Annotated in this window: 17 protein-coding genes and 1 tRNA gene; 9 read left to right on the plus strand and 9 right to left on the minus strand. The window is 66.2% G+C overall.

Going from position 1 to position 15,282, the window contains the following annotated elements; all coding sequences use genetic code 11:
* Positions 1-75: 75 nt before the first annotated feature.
* Positions 76-1,371, plus strand: coding sequence for an MATE family efflux transporter (locus QX094_RS09750; protein ID WP_316188205.1), 1,296 nt, complete (start codon positions 76-78; stop codon positions 1,369-1,371).
* A gap of 71 nt (positions 1,372-1,442) precedes the next feature.
* Here QX094_RS09750 and QX094_RS09755 read toward each other — a convergent pair whose 3' ends face one another.
* Positions 1,443-2,537: a quinone-dependent dihydroorotate dehydrogenase gene (locus QX094_RS09755; RefSeq protein ID WP_315717952.1), complete on the minus strand. Its 1,095-nt coding sequence runs from the start codon at positions 2,535-2,537 to the stop codon at positions 1,443-1,445.
* A complete protein-coding gene (locus tag QX094_RS09760) occupies positions 2,534-2,878 on the minus strand; it encodes a DUF952 domain-containing protein (protein ID WP_315717953.1) in 345 nt (114 codons plus the stop codon). The genes QX094_RS09755 and QX094_RS09760 overlap by 4 nt, the downstream gene beginning before the upstream one ends.
* 253 nt (positions 2,879-3,131) lie before the next feature.
* Between QX094_RS09760 and QX094_RS09765 the strand changes: the two genes are divergently transcribed.
* Positions 3,132-3,893: a carbonic anhydrase family protein gene (locus QX094_RS09765; protein ID WP_315717954.1), complete on the plus strand. Its 762-nt coding sequence runs from the start codon at positions 3,132-3,134 to the stop codon at positions 3,891-3,893.
* A gap of 192 nt (positions 3,894-4,085) precedes the next feature.
* On the opposite strand, the gene QX094_RS09770 is transcribed toward QX094_RS09765, so the two are convergent.
* The 6 genes from QX094_RS09770 to QX094_RS09795 all read right to left on the minus strand — a co-directional run bounded on the left by QX094_RS09770 (position 4,086) and on the right by QX094_RS09795 (position 9,412).
* A complete protein-coding gene (locus tag QX094_RS09770; RefSeq protein ID WP_315751260.1) occupies positions 4,086-5,732 on the minus strand; it encodes a lysine--tRNA ligase in 1,647 nt (548 codons plus the stop codon).
* Positions 5,733-5,873: 141 nt separating this feature from the next.
* The gene (locus QX094_RS09775; protein ID WP_316187874.1) at positions 5,874-6,782 is read right to left on the minus strand and encodes a transporter substrate-binding domain-containing protein; all 909 of its coding nucleotides are present in this window, start codon (positions 6,780-6,782) and stop codon (positions 5,874-5,876) included.
* A 98-nt stretch (positions 6,783-6,880) separates the two neighbouring features.
* On the minus strand, positions 6,881-7,474 hold the full coding sequence (locus QX094_RS09780) for an SCO family protein (RefSeq protein WP_315717162.1): 594 nt from the start codon (positions 7,472-7,474) through the stop codon (positions 6,881-6,883).
* 21 nt (positions 7,475-7,495) lie between these two features.
* The gene (locus QX094_RS09785) at positions 7,496-7,684 is read right to left on the minus strand and encodes a hypothetical protein (RefSeq protein ID WP_315751257.1); all 189 of its coding nucleotides are present in this window, start codon (positions 7,682-7,684) and stop codon (positions 7,496-7,498) included.
* A 130-nt stretch (positions 7,685-7,814) separates the two neighbouring features.
* A complete protein-coding gene (locus QX094_RS09790) occupies positions 7,815-8,339 on the minus strand; it encodes a hypothetical protein (protein ID WP_315751255.1) in 525 nt (174 codons plus the stop codon).
* Between the two features lie 713 nt (positions 8,340-9,052).
* Positions 9,053-9,412 (minus strand): hypothetical protein, encoded by a 360-nt coding sequence (locus QX094_RS09795; RefSeq protein WP_315717159.1) that lies wholly within the window; start codon positions 9,410-9,412, stop codon positions 9,053-9,055.
* A 165-nt stretch (positions 9,413-9,577) separates the two neighbouring features.
* On the opposite strand from QX094_RS09795, the gene QX094_RS09800 reads away from it, so the two are divergent.
* Positions 9,578-9,943: a nuclear transport factor 2 family protein gene (locus QX094_RS09800; RefSeq protein ID WP_316187875.1), complete on the plus strand. Its 366-nt coding sequence runs from the start codon at positions 9,578-9,580 to the stop codon at positions 9,941-9,943.
* A gap of 176 nt (positions 9,944-10,119) precedes the next feature.
* The gene (locus QX094_RS09805) at positions 10,120-11,985 is read left to right on the plus strand and encodes an AMP-dependent synthetase/ligase (RefSeq protein ID WP_316187876.1); all 1,866 of its coding nucleotides are present in this window, start codon (positions 10,120-10,122) and stop codon (positions 11,983-11,985) included.
* Positions 11,986-12,019: 34 nt separating this feature from the next.
* Here QX094_RS09805 and QX094_RS09810 read toward each other — a convergent pair.
* A tRNA-Gly gene (locus QX094_RS09810) sits at positions 12,020-12,093 on the minus strand.
* Positions 12,094-12,323: 230 nt separating this feature from the next.
* On the opposite strand from QX094_RS09810, the gene QX094_RS09815 reads away from it, so the two are divergent.
* From QX094_RS09815 to QX094_RS09835, 5 genes are all read left to right on the plus strand, one after another.
* Positions 12,324-12,743, plus strand: coding sequence for an SPW repeat protein (locus QX094_RS09815; protein WP_316165596.1), 420 nt, complete (start codon positions 12,324-12,326; stop codon positions 12,741-12,743).
* 223 nt (positions 12,744-12,966) lie between these two features.
* Positions 12,967-13,539 carry a methylated-DNA--[protein]-cysteine S-methyltransferase gene (locus QX094_RS09820; RefSeq protein ID WP_315827965.1) on the plus strand — a complete coding sequence of 191 codons (573 nt, stop codon included), beginning with the start codon at positions 12,967-12,969 and terminating at the stop codon, positions 13,537-13,539.
* Between the two features lie 77 nt (positions 13,540-13,616).
* Positions 13,617-14,456 (plus strand): AraC family transcriptional regulator, encoded by an 840-nt coding sequence (locus QX094_RS09825; RefSeq protein ID WP_315751249.1) that lies wholly within the window; start codon positions 13,617-13,619, stop codon positions 14,454-14,456.
* Positions 14,457-14,508: 52 nt separating this feature from the next.
* Entirely contained in the window at positions 14,509-14,868 is a 360-nt protein-coding gene (locus QX094_RS09830; RefSeq protein WP_315751247.1) for a VOC family protein, read from the plus strand.
* A 10-nt stretch (positions 14,869-14,878) separates the two neighbouring features.
* Complete coding sequence (locus QX094_RS09835) at positions 14,879-15,280, plus strand: SRPBCC family protein (RefSeq protein ID WP_315827963.1); 402 nt, start codon at positions 14,879-14,881, stop codon at positions 15,278-15,280.
* The last annotated feature ends 2 nt before the right edge of the window (positions 15,281-15,282 follow it).

Genomic DNA, 15,282 nt, shown 5'->3' on the forward strand with positions numbered 1-15,282 from the left:
GAAGCGCGCGTGCCGCGCACATTGCCAATCAACGGGCCATTCTTGACCGCTTCAGCCAAAGTCACGACCGCGCAGGTGTTCGACATCGCGGGGCCTGCGATGATCGCCAACCTGACGACGCCGCTGATCGGCATCGTCTCGACCACGGCGATCGGCCGGCTCGGCGAAGCGGCCATGCTCGGCGGCGTCGCCATGGCCTCGGTGATCTTCGACTGCCTGTTCTGGCTGTTCGCGTTCCTGCGCGCCAGCACGCTCGCCTTCACCGCGCAATCGCTCGGAGCCGGCGAGACCGACGAGATCCTGATGGTCCTGATCCGCGGCCTGGCGCTGGCCGCACTGATCGGCGTCAGCCTGATCGCGCTGCAACTGCCGCTGGGGGCAATCATCTTCGACCTCATGGGCGGCAGCGACGCCGTGCTCGGCGCGGCCCGGACCTACTTCATGGTCCGGATCTGGTCGGCGCCGCTGGCGCTCGCCAACTACGTGCTGCTCGGCTGGCTCGTCGGACTGGCACGCGCACGGCTGGCGCTGGGCATTCAGGTCGCGATCAACCTGATCAACATGGCCGCGACCATCCTGTTGGTTCAGATGCTGCAGGCCGGCATCGCCGGCGCGGCGATTGCCGCCGTCATCGCGGAGACGGTCGGTGTCGCGATCGGCCTCGTGCTGGCGCGCCGATTGGTCAAGGCCGACGCCCGGATGTCGCGGGCGGCGCTGCTCGACCGAGCCAAGCTGATGCACATGATGGCCGTCAACCGCGACATCATGATCCGCACTGCGGCGATGATCGTCGCCTTCCTGTTCTTCACCTCGCAGGGCGCGCGCGCCGGCGACACGACGCTGGCCGCCAACGCGGTGCTGAACAATTTCCTGCTGATGGCCGCGTTCTTCCTCGACGGCCTCGCCAACGCCGCCGAGCAGCTCTGCGGCTATGCGTTCGGCGCGCGCAACCGCGACGCCTTTTCCGGCGCCACAAGGCTGGTGCTCGCCTGGGGCTTCGGCTTCGCGCTCGCGGTGGCCGCGATCTTCGCGCTGTTCGGGCCGGTGCTGATCGACGTGATGACGGCAAGCGATGCGGTGCGCCGCGCGGCGCGCGACTATCTGCCGTTCGTGGTGGCATCGCCGCTGCTGTCGGTGTTCGCCTTCGCATTCGACGGCGTCTATATCGGCGCCACCTGGGCGCGCGACATGCGCAACCTCATGGTGGCGGCGCTGGTCGTCTTCCTCGGCACCTGGCTGGCGCTGCGCGGCTTCGGCAATACGGGCCTGTGGATCGCGATGCTCGGCTTCTACGCGGCGCGCGGCGGCTTCCAGGCTGCACGCTATCCGGCGCTGCTGCGGGCGTCGTTCAGCAACAAACAGAGTTTGTAGAGGGCGCTGTATCGCGCAGCGCGCTCTGCGATCTCGCTCGCCCTACACTCTTCGCCGAAGATCAAGCGCGTCTAAACCGGCCAATCCTCGGCGGTGATCGTCGCGGCGTCCGCACCGACGATCTCCGACAGCGAATCGCGTCCCGTCCGCAGCAGGGTCGAGGTCAGGTCGGCCTTGATGCTCTCGACCAGGCCGAGGCCCTTGTAGACCAGCGAGGAATACAGCTGGATCAGGCTGGCGCCAGCGCGGATCTTGGTGAGCGCGGCGCCGCCGGTGTCGATGCCGCCGACGCCGATCAGCGGGAACGCACCTTCGACGCGCACGAAGGTCTCGGCCACCATGCGGGTCGACAGCCGGAACAGCGGCCGCCCGGACAGGCCGCCCTGCTCCTTGGCGCGCAACTGCTCGCGCAGCGAGCTGGGCCGGGCGAGCGTCGTGTTCGACACGATCATGCCGTCGACGCCGCGCGAGCGGGCGACATGGACGACGTCGTCGAGCTCGGCGAGGCTGAGATCGGGTGCGATCTTGAGCAGGACCGGCGTATCGCCGGCTTTCCGCCGCACGCGGTCGCGCGCCTCGAGCACCTTGGACAGCAGCTCGTCGAGCTGAGACGCCTGCTGCAGGTTGCGCAGGCCCGGCGTGTTGGGCGAGGAGATGTTGACGGTGAAATAGCTCGCCACCGGCGCGAAGGTCTCGATCAGCCGGACGTAGTCGGCGACACGGTCGACCGAATCCTTGTTGGCCCCGACATTGACGCCGACGATGCCGCCCTGGTGGGCGCGCCCGGCCAGGCGCCGCAGCACGATCTCGGCGCCGTCATTGTTGAAACCCATGCGGTTGATGACCGCCTCGTCGCGCTCCAGCCGGAACAGCCGCGGGCGCGGATTGCCGCTCTGCGGCCGCGGAGTCACCGAACCGATCTCGACGAAGCCGAAGCCGAGCCGCAGCAGCGCGTCCGGCACCTCGGCGTTCTTGTCGAAGCCGGCGGCCATGCCGACCGGATTCGGGAAGTTCAGGCCGAAGGCGCGCACCGCGAGCTTGGCATCATCCGGTCGCGGCTTGATCGCCGGCAGCAGCTTCAGGCCCTGGATGGCGAGCCGGTGCGCGTCCTCGGCGTCGAGCCAGCGGAGCAGCGGCAGCGAAAGCTGGTCGAAGGCGCGAATCACGGCTTCAGGTCCGGAATGTCGTGGCCGCCATCGGCACGGCTGTGCATCTGGTGCACGCCGGTCACGGCGCCGAGATCGAGCTCGCCATACAGATGCGGGAACAGCTCGTCATTGCGCGAACGCTCCCAACGCAGCGCATGGCCGAGCGCGTCCGCCTCGACCTCGACCAGGAACAGCGCGCTCTGCCCCGAAAAGTGCTTCCGCGCCGTCTCCGGCACCTGGGAGGCGGTCGAAAAATGGATGAACCCGTCGCGCAGATCGTCCGCGCTGCCGCGGTAGACGCCCAGCCGCTCTGCCTCGCGCCAGGCCGAAGCTGAGCAGATTTTGTAGATTTTGGGCACCTTTGCGCGGTCCTGGCTTGAGCTTGAGTTTGCTGATGTTTTCGGGAGCGGCCGACCGTATCGGCAGGGGGCAGCGAACTCAAGCATCGTTTGCCCGGGACAGTCCGGCGGCCGACCCGCTCAGGTTGTATCCGAGTGATGCGAGCTCGCGGGGATGCAACCGGTTCCTCAGCAAGAGTTAACCCGATTCGGCTTTCCTGTTGCGCGCGATTCGCAACCGATCATGCCCGCGCTTGAACCTTTGGAGATTGTCATGGACCGCCGCCACGTCTTGAAGGCCCTTGCGGGGCTCGCCCTGTGCCCCGTCTGCGCTACCCCGGGCTTTGCCGCCGAAGGCGCCCCGCATTGGAGCTATGAGGGCGCGACCGGGCCGGCCAAATGGGGCGATCTCGATGCGGCCAACAAGGTCTGCAGCGTCGGCACCCAGCAATCGCCCATCGACATCGAGCACTCGACCCGGGCCCAGCTTCCCGACTTCCGACTGAGCTGGGCCAGGACCGCCGACACCATCGTCAACAATGGTCACACCATCCAGCTCAACTTCGCCGACGGCAGCAGCACCATGAAGCTCGAGGGCACCACCTACAAGCTGCTGCAGGTGCATTTCCATCGTCCGAGCGAGCATCAGATCGGCGGCAAGAACTATCCGATGGAGGCGCATTTCGTGCACCGCGCCGCCTCCGGCGGCCTCGCCGTCGTCGGTGTTCTCATGACCACCGGGCGTCCGAACCCCGCCTTCGCTCAGATCGTCGCGACGATGCCGGACAAGGAGGGTCCCGCGGTCAAGGCCGATCCGCGTATCAACCCCAACATGATGCTGCCGGCGCGCCGCTCCTATTATCGCTATGCCGGCTCGCTGACGACGCCGCCCTGCTCAGAGGTGGTCGAATGGCTGCTGCTGAGCGAGCCGGTCTCGGTCGCGGAAGCGGACGTGGCGAAATTCGCCAAGCTGTATCCGATGAACGCCCGCCCGGTGCAGAAGCTCGACCGCCGCTTCGTGCTGCAGGGGGCGTAGGACGCAGGCCGCGCAGCGGGCGAAGGCGCCGCCGCGCATTCGGCCGTCGTCTCGGCGAACGCCGGGACCCATGCCGCGGAAGCTTGATTGTCTTGGAAGGTGGCGGATATCAGCCGCCTCACGACGGCCGGTGGTTATGGGTCCCGGCGCAAGGCCGGGACGACACCTTTGGTGGCGCGATGAGCTTGGCAATCACGCGCTGCGTGCCAATGCCCCGTCGATCATCGCCACCGCATTGTTGACGCCGTAGACCGCGACGAAGGACCCAAAGCGCGGGCCCTTCTCCTGGCCGAGCAGCACCTGGTAGAGCATGTTGAACCAGTCGAGCGAGACACCGGGGCGGCCGTCCTTGCCCTTCTTGGCGTGGTCGAGGAACGGCTCGCGGCGGCCGATCTCGTAGACCACGTTCTGAATGTCCTCGGCCGTCGCGTCAGCCGGCAGGTTCGACAGCGCATCGCGCAGGTCCTGCAGCGCCACGCGCTCACCCTCGGTCGGCTCGCGGAAGGTCTTGGTCGGCGCCACGAAGTCGCGATAGTAGTTGATGGCGTAGCCGACCATCGCGTCGAGCTTGGGATGGGTCTGCGGCGTCACGCCGGGCCGGTAGCGGCCGATGAACCCCCACAGCGTCTCGGCATTCTCCGCGTTCGACGACGACACCAGGGTCAGCAGCAGCTGGAAGGTGACGGGCATGTCGGCCTTCGGCGGCTTGCCGGAATGGATGTGCCAGACCGGGTTGCCGAGCTGCTGCTTGGCGTCCTGCTTCGGAAAGCCTTCCAAGAACTGCTGGTAATCGTCGACGTTGCGGGGGATGACGTCGAAATACAGCCGCTTCGCCGCCTTGGGCTCGCGATACATGAACAGCGACAGCGATTCCGGCGAGGCGTAGCGCAGCCATTCGTCGATGGTCAGGCCGTTGCCCTTCGACTTCGAGATCTTCTGGCCCTTCTCGTCCAGGAACAGCTCGTAGTTGAAGCCCTCCGGCGGCGTGCCACCGAGCGCCGCGCAGATCTTGCCCGACAGCTTCACCGAGTCGATCAGGTCCTTGCCGGCCATTTCATAGTCGACGCCCAGCGCATGCCAGCGCATCGCCCAGTCCGGCTTCCATTGCAGCTTGCAATGGCCGCCGGTGACCGGAACGGTCATGCGCTCCCTGGTTTCGGGATCGTCATAGGAGATGGTGCCGGCCTTGGCGTCGTGCTCGACGATCGGCACGTACAGCACGAGGCCGGTGCGCGGGCAGATCGGCAGGAACGGCGAGTAGCTCGCCGCGCGCTCCTCGCGCAAGGACGGCAGCATGATCGCCATCACCTTCTCCAGCCGCTCCAGCATCCGCAGCAGCGCCGCGTCGAACTTGCCGGAGGTGTAGTACTCGGTCGACGAGGCAAACTCGTAGTCGAAGCCGAACCGGTCGAGGAAGGCGCGCAGCCGCGCATTGTTGTGCGCGGCGAACGAGGGATATTCGTTGGAGAACGGGTCGGGGATTCGCGACAGCGGCTTGCCGAGGTGGGTGGCCAGCATCTCCTTGTTCGGCACATTGTCCGGCACCTTGCGCAGGCCGTCCATGTCGTCGGAGAAGGCGATCAGGCGGGTCTTGATCTTGTCCTCGGTCAGCACGCGGAAGGCGTGGCGCACCATGGTGGTGCGCGCGACCTCGCCGAAGGTGCCGATATGCGGCAGGCCGGACGGACCGTAGCCGGTCTCGAACAGCACCTCGTCCTTCGGATTCTTCTTCAGCCGGTTGACGATCGCCTTCGCCTGCTCGAACGGCCAGGCGTTGGAGTTTTCGGCAAGCGCGCGCAGGTCGCTCGGGCTGGTTGGGACGAGATCGATCGTGGACATCGTGAAAAAGACTTCTCCGAAGACGTCAGTGCAAAACAGAGGTCATGATACCCGTCATTCCGGGGCGATGCGAAGCATCGAACCCGGAATCTCGAGGTTCCGGGTTCGCGTCTTCGACGCGCCCCGGAACGACGGCAAGCGCTAGAACGGGCTGATCGAGAAGTAGCGCAGCCACAGGTCGGTGTAGCGGCCTTTTTCCCAGACCCGGAACAGCGCCCAGTTCAGCGCCTGGCGCAAGAGGTCGTTGCCCTTGCGCACGGCGATGCCGACGCCCTCGCCGAAATAGCGGCTTTCGACGAAAGGTCCACCGGAAAAGGCGCAGCAATCGCCGGAATCGGTGCCATTGACCCAGAACGCCAGCGAAATGCCGTCGCCGAAGATCAGGTCGACCTCGGCCCGGCGCAGCGCCTGCCGCAGCGCCTCGTCGTTCGGATAGCTCTTGATCTCGGCGTCGGTGAACATCGCCTTGAGGTAAGCCTCGTGCGCGGTGCCGGCGACGGCGCCGATCTTCTTGCCCTCGAGAAATTCGGGGCGGATCTCGGTCATGACGGCGTCGCGGCGGGACACGAAACGCGCGGGCGCCCGGTAATACGGATCGGAGAAATCGGCCCGCGCCCGCATCTGCGGCGTCACCGCGATCGAGGCGATGATCGCATCGCCCCGGTTGGAGGACAGCGCGTCGAGCAGGGTTTCGAACCGGCGCATCTGGACGGTGCAGGTCACCCTGATCTCGTCGCAGATCGCCCTGGCAAGATCGACGTTGAAGCCGGCCGGATTGCCGTCCGGACCGGTGAAGTTGAACGGAGGATAGTCGGTCTCGGTCAGGAACCGAATCACCGTGAGGCGCGACAGATCGGGCCGCTCCGGTCGGCGTCGCGGGTCCCAGAACCCAGGGACGGCCTGCGGCGCCGCTTCGACCGCCGGCCGCACCGGCGCCTGGGCGCGCGCCTCCGAGCCGGCTGCGGCCAGGCCGAAGCACAGCAGCGCGCCGGCAATGGCGGCGCCGGCCGCAGGCGCGGATTTCACGGGCTTTGACAAGACGGTCGGCATCAGCGGTCCCGATGGTCAGCGCCTTATAGACCATCCATGCGCAAATTCGAGGCTGGATTCGGCCCGGAGGCGGCCGCCCGGCTGGAGCGTTAACGCGCTCAGAGGTATTTCTTGAGATCCGCCGCGGCTTCCTCGGGCGTCCGCTTCAGGTTGAACGGTGCGACGAACCGGCCGTTGCGGTCCATCAGATACACCAAAGCGGTGTGGTCCATGGTGTAATCGCCGTCCTTCAGCGGGACCTTCTTGGCATAGACCCGGTACTCGGTGAGAACCTTCGCCAGCACCTCGGGATCGCCGGTCAGGCCCTTCAGATGCGGGTCGAAGCTGGAGAGGTAGTCCTTCATCGCGGCCGGATTGTCGCGCTCGGGGTCGACCGAGACGAAATAGGCGTTGACGCTATCGGCGTCCTTGCCCATCGCGCGCAGCACCTCGGAGATCTCGAACAGCGAGGTCGGACAGACGTCCGGGCAATGGGTAAAGCCGAAGAAGATCAGCGTCGGCCGCCCTTCCAGGCTCTTCTCGGTGACGACGGCACCGCTCTGGTCGGTCAACTGAAACGGGCCGCCGATCGCGGCCGGCGCCGCGATGTTGCGGCCGCCGCCCATGACAAGGAACATCAGCGACAACCCGACCACCAGGCTGGCGGCGAAGGCTCCGACGATCACCAGCGGACGGGTGACATTGGACGGCATTGCGCGCTCCTTCACTGTCTCTCAGAAGCAGGCCTGCCAGCCGGCCGCGATGGTCTCGAAGAACACCGCGGTCCCGTACTGCACCCACATCGTCACGGCGCCGACGACGAGCCCGATCGCCGCGATCCCCGCCGCGAGGGCCGGAGCAGAGGCCGGACGCCGGGCTCGCGATGCGGACGGTATCTCTTGGGGCGCTGAAAGAGGCTGCATGATGGCGTACTCATCGGCCGGAGCCGGCCAAGCGGCCCACCCCTCTCGCTCCAGATAAGCCCCGCAGCCGGTCCAGGCAAGCGCCGCAGTCGGGCCGCGATCACCCGAAGCGACTAGTGCCTCAGTGTGATCAATGGGAGGCAGAGGCCTTGGCGGCAGCCGGCGAGATGGTCGGTGCATTGGGCACGACGTGCGAGGAGGCCGGAGAGGACGCCTGGGCATCCATATAGCAGGGCTTGTACATTGCCTGCAGCTCCCTGCCCTTCAGGAAGATCATCCGGGGCGTCAGGCCGCCGCGCTGGGTGATCCAGCGGCGGATCGGCGAAGGGTACATCGAGTACAGCATCTGGGTCGCCTCGGGATTGGTGACGGCGCGGCCGTTGGCGCCGAAATCCCAGGCGGCGTGGAAGCCGAGATTGGCATGCGAGGTGACACAGATCTTCTCGTGCGGGATCGCCCCAAGCACGATGGTGCAGGCCGATGCGCAGAGCCCGTCGATGATCACATACTCACCGGAGGATCGCAGGCCCTGGTACTTGTCGACATAGGTTCCGATCCGGCCACCGCGGTCATCGGCGATCCGGACCACGGCCTGGCTGGCGCCGACCCCCGACAGCAACAGAACGACCGCAAGCAATCCCGTCCAGAATTTCATGTCGAGCCCCAGTGCAACCCGGCGAAAACCGATCTGACCGACTTTGGCACGCTTCGTGTGATGCGCTTCTTGTGATGCTTGGACTGCGGTGGACCTTGCAATCACGACCCCATCCGCAGAACCGGAACGCGAAAGCCAAATCCAAATCGCAAATGCAGCGTGTTTCGAGATCGTGTTTTTGTCCAGGAGAGCGCAGCTGCGAAAGCCAAATTCACCGCGAGTGTTGCAAGCCCGCTGCACCAATGAGTCGCTACCACCGAAAATGGACCAACGCTGGTTCCGGACATGGCGGTGGCGCCACGAGCAAGGCAGAGGCCCGGCATGATTCGCCCATCGGCGCGGCAGCGGCGTCACGGCGGCACAAACGACACTCCGGAGAAACCCGGGGCCGAGCTTCCGCGCGACACGCGCCCCGCTGCCCAGTGACGGCGGGACGCTCGCCCGCTCATCGCCGGCCCAGGGGTGCTCGTGCGATCACGATCGCAGGTGCGGGCTTCCGCCAGCCCCGACGGCATGGCCGAAATCCGGAGATGCGACGGATGCAATCACAAGGTTGGACCGTTCGGCCGAGCCCTCGCGCCGCAAGCGGGCGCGGCAGGGTCTCTCCTCGCACCGCGCCGTCTGGATCGGGAGATGGAGCGAGGTCGGGCCGATATCGCGCTGGCAGCCGGGGAGACGATCTGCCTCCCGATGCTTTCGCCGTCTGGACCGAACTAATTATCGGGCAGCCGAATCCGTGCACCAAAGGTGACGAGCGGCGCATCGGCGGCGCCGAGCTGGATCTGCCGCTCCGGCACCTCCTGATAGCTGCCGTCTTCAATCTTTCTTAATTCATATTGCCAGACCGTTAACGTCTCGCCGCGCGCGAGCGCATCGCGGATGCGGCTGGCGCCGCGTCCCGGCAGCTTGACGAGGTCGTCGCGCATCATGCCGATCATCGTCGGGCTCTCGCCGCGATGCAGCTCGAAGAACACCATGCGATTGGGCTTGTCCTGCGGCTTGAGCACGGTATCCGCCGTGAACAGCACAAGACAGATTGCGACGGCAATCCACTTCCAAGTGTCGGACATCATGAGACGCATTCCCCGCACCGCCTCTGCGCGTGGCGTAGCCCTCGCGCAAACGGGCGGCAACTTACAGTTCTGTCATTCCGGATGAGATGACGTTCGACGTAATCGATTCGCTGCGCGCCGGGCGCGATGATGGGCTCCTCATCGTTCACAACATGGAGAGCACCAATGACCAACCCGACCGAGATCGCCGAGAGCTACATCGCGCTGTGGAACGAACGCGATGCCGCGCAGCGCGGCGCATTGCTCGCACGTCACTGGACCGCGGATGCGCTCTATGTCGACCCGCTGATGCGCGGCGAAGGACGCGATGCCGTGGACGGCCTGGTCGCGGGCGTGCAGCAGCGCTTTCCCGACTTCCGCTTTCGCCTGATCGGCTCCGCGGACGGCCACGGTCGTCATCTCCGCTTTTCCTGGGAGCTCGGCCCCGAGAATGCGGAAGCCCCGATCCTGGGCACGGATTTCGTCGAGCTGGCCGACGGCCGCATCCAGCGCGTCACCGGGTTTCTCGACAAGGTCCCGCAGGGCGCCTGACGGACGCCCCGATCCGCCCGACCTCCCACAGCGGGGTCGGCCTGCCGCGATTGCCGGGCTCCCATGCGCAGACGCACGATCTGTCTCGTGGTGATTGCGCTACGTCAACGTCGGACCCGGTCCGCCGCTGCAGAGCTTCTGCTTCGCGACGGAGTTCAGGATCGCCGGAGACGGGCGTGCAGCACTCAAATCCCATCGATGATCACGCCATGGCGGCCGACACGCTGGCCGGTATCACCACCTTGCCCGAACTCTGGCGCTGGCGCGTCGAACGGAGCCCGGACAAGCAGGCCTACCGACATTTCGACGCAGGAAGCGGCCGATGGGCGAGCTTCTGCTGGCGCGAGATCGATCTCGTCGTCGAGCGATGGCGGCGAGCGCTCGCGGCCGAGGGCTTCGCCCAGGGGGAGCGTGTCGCCATCCTGATGCCGAACGGGATCGCGCATCTCGCCATTGACCAGGCCGCGCTCTCGCTCGGCCTGGTGCCGGTGCCGATGCATGCCGTCGATAATGCCGACAGCATCGCCTACATCCTCGCCGATTCCGGTGCCCGGCTGCTGCTGGTCGATTCGGACACACGCTGGGATGAGATCGCAGCGGTCGGCGAGGCCCTGCCCGACCTGGGGCGGATCGTCTGCGCCGACCGGCAAACGACCCCGCCGACCGGCGATCCGCGCCTCGTCGATCTGGAGGCGTGGTTGAAGGCGGCCGGCGATGCCACGCCTCCCGGCACCCGGATCGCCATCGCGCCGCACGACCTCGCCGCCATCGTCTACACCTCGGGCACGACGGGCCGACCCAAGGGTGTGATGCTGTCGCACGACAACGTCGTTTCCAACCTCAAGGCCATTCATCAGCGGCTGGCGGCCGATACCGACGACGTATTCCTGTCGTTCCTGCCGCTGTCACACACGTTCGAGCGCACCGCGGGCTACTACTACCCGATCGCCATCGGCGCCTGCGTCGCCTATGCGCGCTCGGTGAAGCAGCTGTCCGAAGATCTGGTGGAGGTCCGTCCGACCATCCTGATCTCCGTGCCGCGCATCTATGAGCGCATCTACTCGGTCATCATGCATCACCGCGCGATCGCAAACCCGCTGGAACGGGTGCTGCTCGACCTGACCATCGCGATCGGCGGCCGTCGCTTCGATGCGCAGCATGGGCGCGGGACGAGACTCTCGGCGTTCGACCGTATCGCGTGGCCGCTGCTGCAACGCCTGGTCGCCGCCAAGGTACTGGCTCGATTCGGCGGACGGCTGCACGTCGCCGTCAGCGGCGGCGCCCCGATCGCCGAGCCGGTGGTGCGGCTGTTCCTGGCGCTCGGGCTCGAGGTGCTGCAGGGCTACGGCATGACCGAGACATCGCCCGTCGTCAGCGTCAACACGCCTGACGACAACGACCCGCGCACCGTCGGCCGCGCCCTGCCGGGCATCGAGGTGCGCATCGGCGACAATGACGAGTTGATGGTGCGCGGCCCAAACGTGATGCTCGGCTATTGGCACCGGCCGGAGGAGACCGCGCGCACCAGGGAAGCCGACGGCTGGCTGCACACCGGCGACCAGGCCCGCATCGACAGCGGACGCATCACCATCACCGGTCGGATCAAGGACATCCTCGTCACCTCGACCGGCGAGAAGATTGCGCCCGCCGATCTGGAAACCGCGATCCTGACCGATCCGCTGTTCGAGCAGGCCATCGTGATCGGCGAGAACCGGCCGTTCCTGACCGCGATCGTCGTGCTCAACGCCAAGGGCTGGGCTGAGCAGCAGGCGAGGCTCGCGGCGCACGGCCAGCGCGGCACCGAGGCCGAAGCGGCCTCTCTGCTGCGCCACATTGCGCGAGCCGCGAAGGCCTATCCGTCCTACGCGACGCCGAAGGCGGTGCATTGGACCTTGGAGCCGTGGACCGTGCAGGAAGGCCTGATCACGCCGACGTTGAAGAACAAGCGTCCGGCGATCGAGCGGAGCTTTGCGAAGGAAATCGAGGCGATCTATGCAAAACGCCCGTCAGCTTCGCGGCCGTCGGCTATCGTACGAAGCTGATCTTGCAGGGCACCGCAGCAGGACATTGCGGCATTGGAGCGGGCGAAGGGAATCGAACCCTCGTATGCAGCTTGGGAAGCTGCCGTTCTACCATTGAACTACGCCCGCGCTCGCCAATGCTTAGCCGAGACCATGCGTTTCGCCAAGCGGCTTGTTGCCGCGAGACCGCCAAGGCCCCGGAGGGCAGACGCAAGAGTTCTACCACCGGCCTGATCTCCCGATCGTGATCGGCCGCAACCGCAGGCTCCGGAACGGATCGGGCCGATCGCGCTTTTGCCCGTTGGAAGCGGCGCCTCTCCCTGTTTCGCCACGCCGTGAAGGTCCTGGGAGCTCACATCATGCAAAGCCACAGCCCCGCGTCTCAGACCGCCCCCTCGAAAGCCCTCGCCGTGATGTCGGGTCCGTCGGCGCTCGACCTTTACACCCTCGGCTGCGGTCTGTTCCTGGCCGTCGCGCCCTGGCTGTTCGGCTTCGTCGGCAGCGTCGGCCGCATCAACGCTGAGTTGGCGGGGGCTGCCGTCATCGTGCTCTCGCTCGGCGGCCTTCTTGCGTTTGCCGATTGGGAGGAGTGGCTGAAGGTCGCGCTTGGAGTGTGGCTGGTTGCAGCCCCATGGCTGCTCGGATTCGTGCATACGTCGGCGATGCATGTCAGCATCGCCATCGGGATCACCGTGACCTTCCTGAGCCTGCTCGAACTGTGGCTTGCGCATGATCCCGATTTCGCCGGCGATAGGCCTGTATCGGTGAGCCGGCCGTAGCGGCTCTGGTCGATCGCGCCTCGCCTGCGTGCGGCGCCGCATTCCGCGATCGCAATGCCGATGACAGAGATCGCAGACAGCGATCGCAACGGCACGCTTGACAACCATCACCCAAATCAGGGCAAACCCGCCCCGGTCAGGTCACGCTGTTAACACTTTGTAAACAAAGTTGATGCGGGCGATCGTGACGATGATATGATGTGGTGTGGGTTGGGGTGGCGTCATGGGGCGTGGGTATACGATCTTTGATACGGCCCTCGGCCGTTGCGGCATTGCGTGGAGCGATGTCGGAATCACCGGCGTACAATTGCCGGAAGCACGGGAAATCGAGACGCGGCGGCGCCTGTTTCGTCAGTTTCCCGACGCACGGGAGCAGCGCCCGTGTTCGAATACTGAACTCGCCATCGAAGGCATCGCGGCCATGCTGCGCGGGCAGGACGTCGACTTCTCCGACGTTGCGCTCGACCTCGACGGCGTCACGCCGTTCAACCAGCGCGTCTATGATTGCATTCGCGCCATTCCGCGCGGCGAGACGCGCACCGCCGACGCGATCGCAGACGAACTGCACGTTCCCAAGGCGCTAAATTCGATCGCGCAGGCGCTGAGTAGGAATGCGCTCGTGCTGATCGTTCCCTGTCACCGCGTGCGTGACATCGGCAACGGACTCGACAAGCCGTCGCCCAACAGCGGCATCGTCTCCAAGCGTCGGCTGCTGTCGCTCGAAGGCGCAAAGCCTCATGCGGGCCTGACGTTGTTCGACGCGTTTCTCGCCATCGACAGGCCGCGCGCATTGTAAGCCCGCCTTCGCGCGTCGCGCGATATTATCTCGCACGACGCCCTCCTCTTTCCGCCGCAATGCGCTAGATTTACAGGATGACCACCACCATCCTGTTCGAAAGCCGCGACGTCACCGTGTCCGAGTTCCGCTGTGCAGCGGTCCCTGGCGAGCGTCCCTATGTCGAGCAGTATGCCGGCTACTCGCTGTCCTATGTGCGCAAGGGCAGCTTCGGCTGCCGGCACCGCGGCCGCTTCTTCGAGCTGGTCACCGGCTCGCTGCTGGTGGGCCATCCCGGCGATGAGTTCATGTGCACGCACGATCACGTCTGCGGCGACGAATGCCTGTCATTCTTCTTCGATGATGCGCTCATCGACGAGATCGGCTGCGACAGCCAGGCCTGGCGGGCTGGCGCGATGCCGCCGCTGCCGGAGCTCATGGTCCTCGGTGAGCTCGCGCAGGCCGTCGCCGCGCGCGAGCAGGACCTCGGTCTGGACGAGGTTGGACAGATCATCGCCAGCCGCTTCGTCGCGACCGCCACGGGCCGGCAGGAACGGGCGGCGACGCCGAGCCTGCGCGATCGCCGGCGCGCGGTGGAGAGCGCATTGTGGATAGACGACAATGCGGAGCGCGACATCGACCTGGCGGCTGCGGCGCACGAAGCCGGCGTCAGCCCGTTCCATTTCCTGCGGCTGTTCGCGGCGACGATCGGCGTGACGCCGCATCAATATCTGATCCGCTCCCGCTTGCGGCGCGCCGCGCGGCGTCTCAGCGAGGAGGACACGCCGGTCACCACCATCGCCTATGATTCGGGCTTTGCCGATCTGTCGAATTTCACCCGCACCTTCGCGCGCGCTGCCGGCGTGTCGCCGGCGAAGTTTCGCAAGGTCTCCCGCGGCGAGCGCAAGATTCTCCAAGACCATCTGAGCCGCCATTGATTGGATGATCCCAGCGCGTGCGGCAGCCGCATGCGAAGCATGGAGATCATCGATGTACGATCATATCGGCCTCAAGGTCGGCAATCTGGACGCCAGCGTCCGCTTCTACACATCGGCGCTGGCGCCGCTCGGCCACATCCTCTGCTCCAAGGACGAGGCGTCGGCGGGCATCGGCCCGAAGGGGGAGCCGGCGCTGTGGCTGTATGTCGACAAGGGCGCCAGCAAGGGCGCCGCCCATATCGCGTTCCGCGCCCAGGACCACGCGGCCGTCGCCAGATTCCACAGCGAGGGGCTGAAGGCCGGCGGCAGCGACAATGGCGGCGCCGGGCCGCGCGCGGACTACAGTCCGACCTACTACGCCGCCTTCCTGATCGATCCCGACGGCAACAACATCGAAGCCGTGTGTCCGTGAGGTCAAGCCCATGGCATCCATCCAGAAGGACATTCCGATCGCAGCCCCGGCGGGTGCAGTGTGGGACGCAGTGCGGGATTTCGGCGCTGTTCATACCAGGGTGGCGCCCGGCTTCGTCACCGGCACCACGCTCGACGGCGACGTCCGCATTGTCAGCTTCGCCAACGGCAGCGTGGTGCGCGAGCAGCTGGTCGACTGCAACGATCAACGCCGGCGCCTCGTCTATGCCATCAAGAACGAACGCATCAGCCAGCACAGTGCGTCGTTTCAGATCATCCCGGAAGGAGAGGAGCGCTGCCGGGTGATCTGGACCACCGACGTGCTGCCGCACGAGATCGCGCCCTATATCGATCAGCAGATGGAGCTCGGCGCGCGCGCGATGCAGGACACGTTGGGCAGGCTGCGCGGATAGCG

It is taken from the genome of Bradyrhizobium sp. SZCCHNS1050 (assembly GCF_032484785.1).
GTDB lineage: Bacteria > Pseudomonadota > Alphaproteobacteria > Rhizobiales > Xanthobacteraceae > Bradyrhizobium.

Excerpts from the sequence above, each read along its gene's own strand:
- QX094_RS09765 (WP_315717954.1), top strand. The coding sequence starts at position 3,132 with ATGGACCGCCGCCACGTCTTGAAGGCCCTTGCGGGGCTCGCCCTGTGC.
- QX094_RS09835 (WP_315827963.1), top strand. The coding sequence starts at position 14,879 with ATGGCATCCATCCAGAAGGACATTCCGATCGCAGCCCCGGCGGGTGCA.
- QX094_RS09830 (WP_315751247.1), top strand. The coding sequence starts at position 14,509 with ATGTACGATCATATCGGCCTCAAGGTCGGCAATCTGGACGCCAGCGTC.
- QX094_RS09800 (WP_316187875.1), top strand. The coding sequence starts at position 9,578 with ATGACCAACCCGACCGAGATCGCCGAGAGCTACATCGCGCTGTGGAAC.
- QX094_RS09780 (WP_315717162.1), bottom strand. The coding sequence starts at position 7,474 with ATGCCGTCCAATGTCACCCGTCCGCTGGTGATCGTCGGAGCCTTCGCC.
- QX094_RS09815 (WP_316165596.1), top strand. The coding sequence starts at position 12,324 with ATGCAAAGCCACAGCCCCGCGTCTCAGACCGCCCCCTCGAAAGCCCTC.
- QX094_RS09825 (WP_315751249.1), top strand. The coding sequence starts at position 13,617 with ATGACCACCACCATCCTGTTCGAAAGCCGCGACGTCACCGTGTCCGAG.
- QX094_RS09775 (WP_316187874.1), bottom strand. The coding sequence starts at position 6,782 with ATGCCGACCGTCTTGTCAAAGCCCGTGAAATCCGCGCCTGCGGCCGGC.
- QX094_RS09795 (WP_315717159.1), bottom strand. The coding sequence starts at position 9,412 with ATGATGTCCGACACTTGGAAGTGGATTGCCGTCGCAATCTGTCTTGTG.
- QX094_RS09790 (WP_315751255.1), bottom strand. The coding sequence starts at position 8,339 with ATGAAATTCTGGACGGGATTGCTTGCGGTCGTTCTGTTGCTGTCGGGG.
- QX094_RS09770 (WP_315751260.1), bottom strand. The coding sequence starts at position 5,732 with ATGTCCACGATCGATCTCGTCCCAACCAGCCCGAGCGACCTGCGCGCG.
- QX094_RS09785 (WP_315751257.1), bottom strand. The coding sequence starts at position 7,684 with ATGCAGCCTCTTTCAGCGCCCCAAGAGATACCGTCCGCATCGCGAGCC.
- QX094_RS09820 (WP_315827965.1), top strand. The coding sequence starts at position 12,967 with ATGGGGCGTGGGTATACGATCTTTGATACGGCCCTCGGCCGTTGCGGC.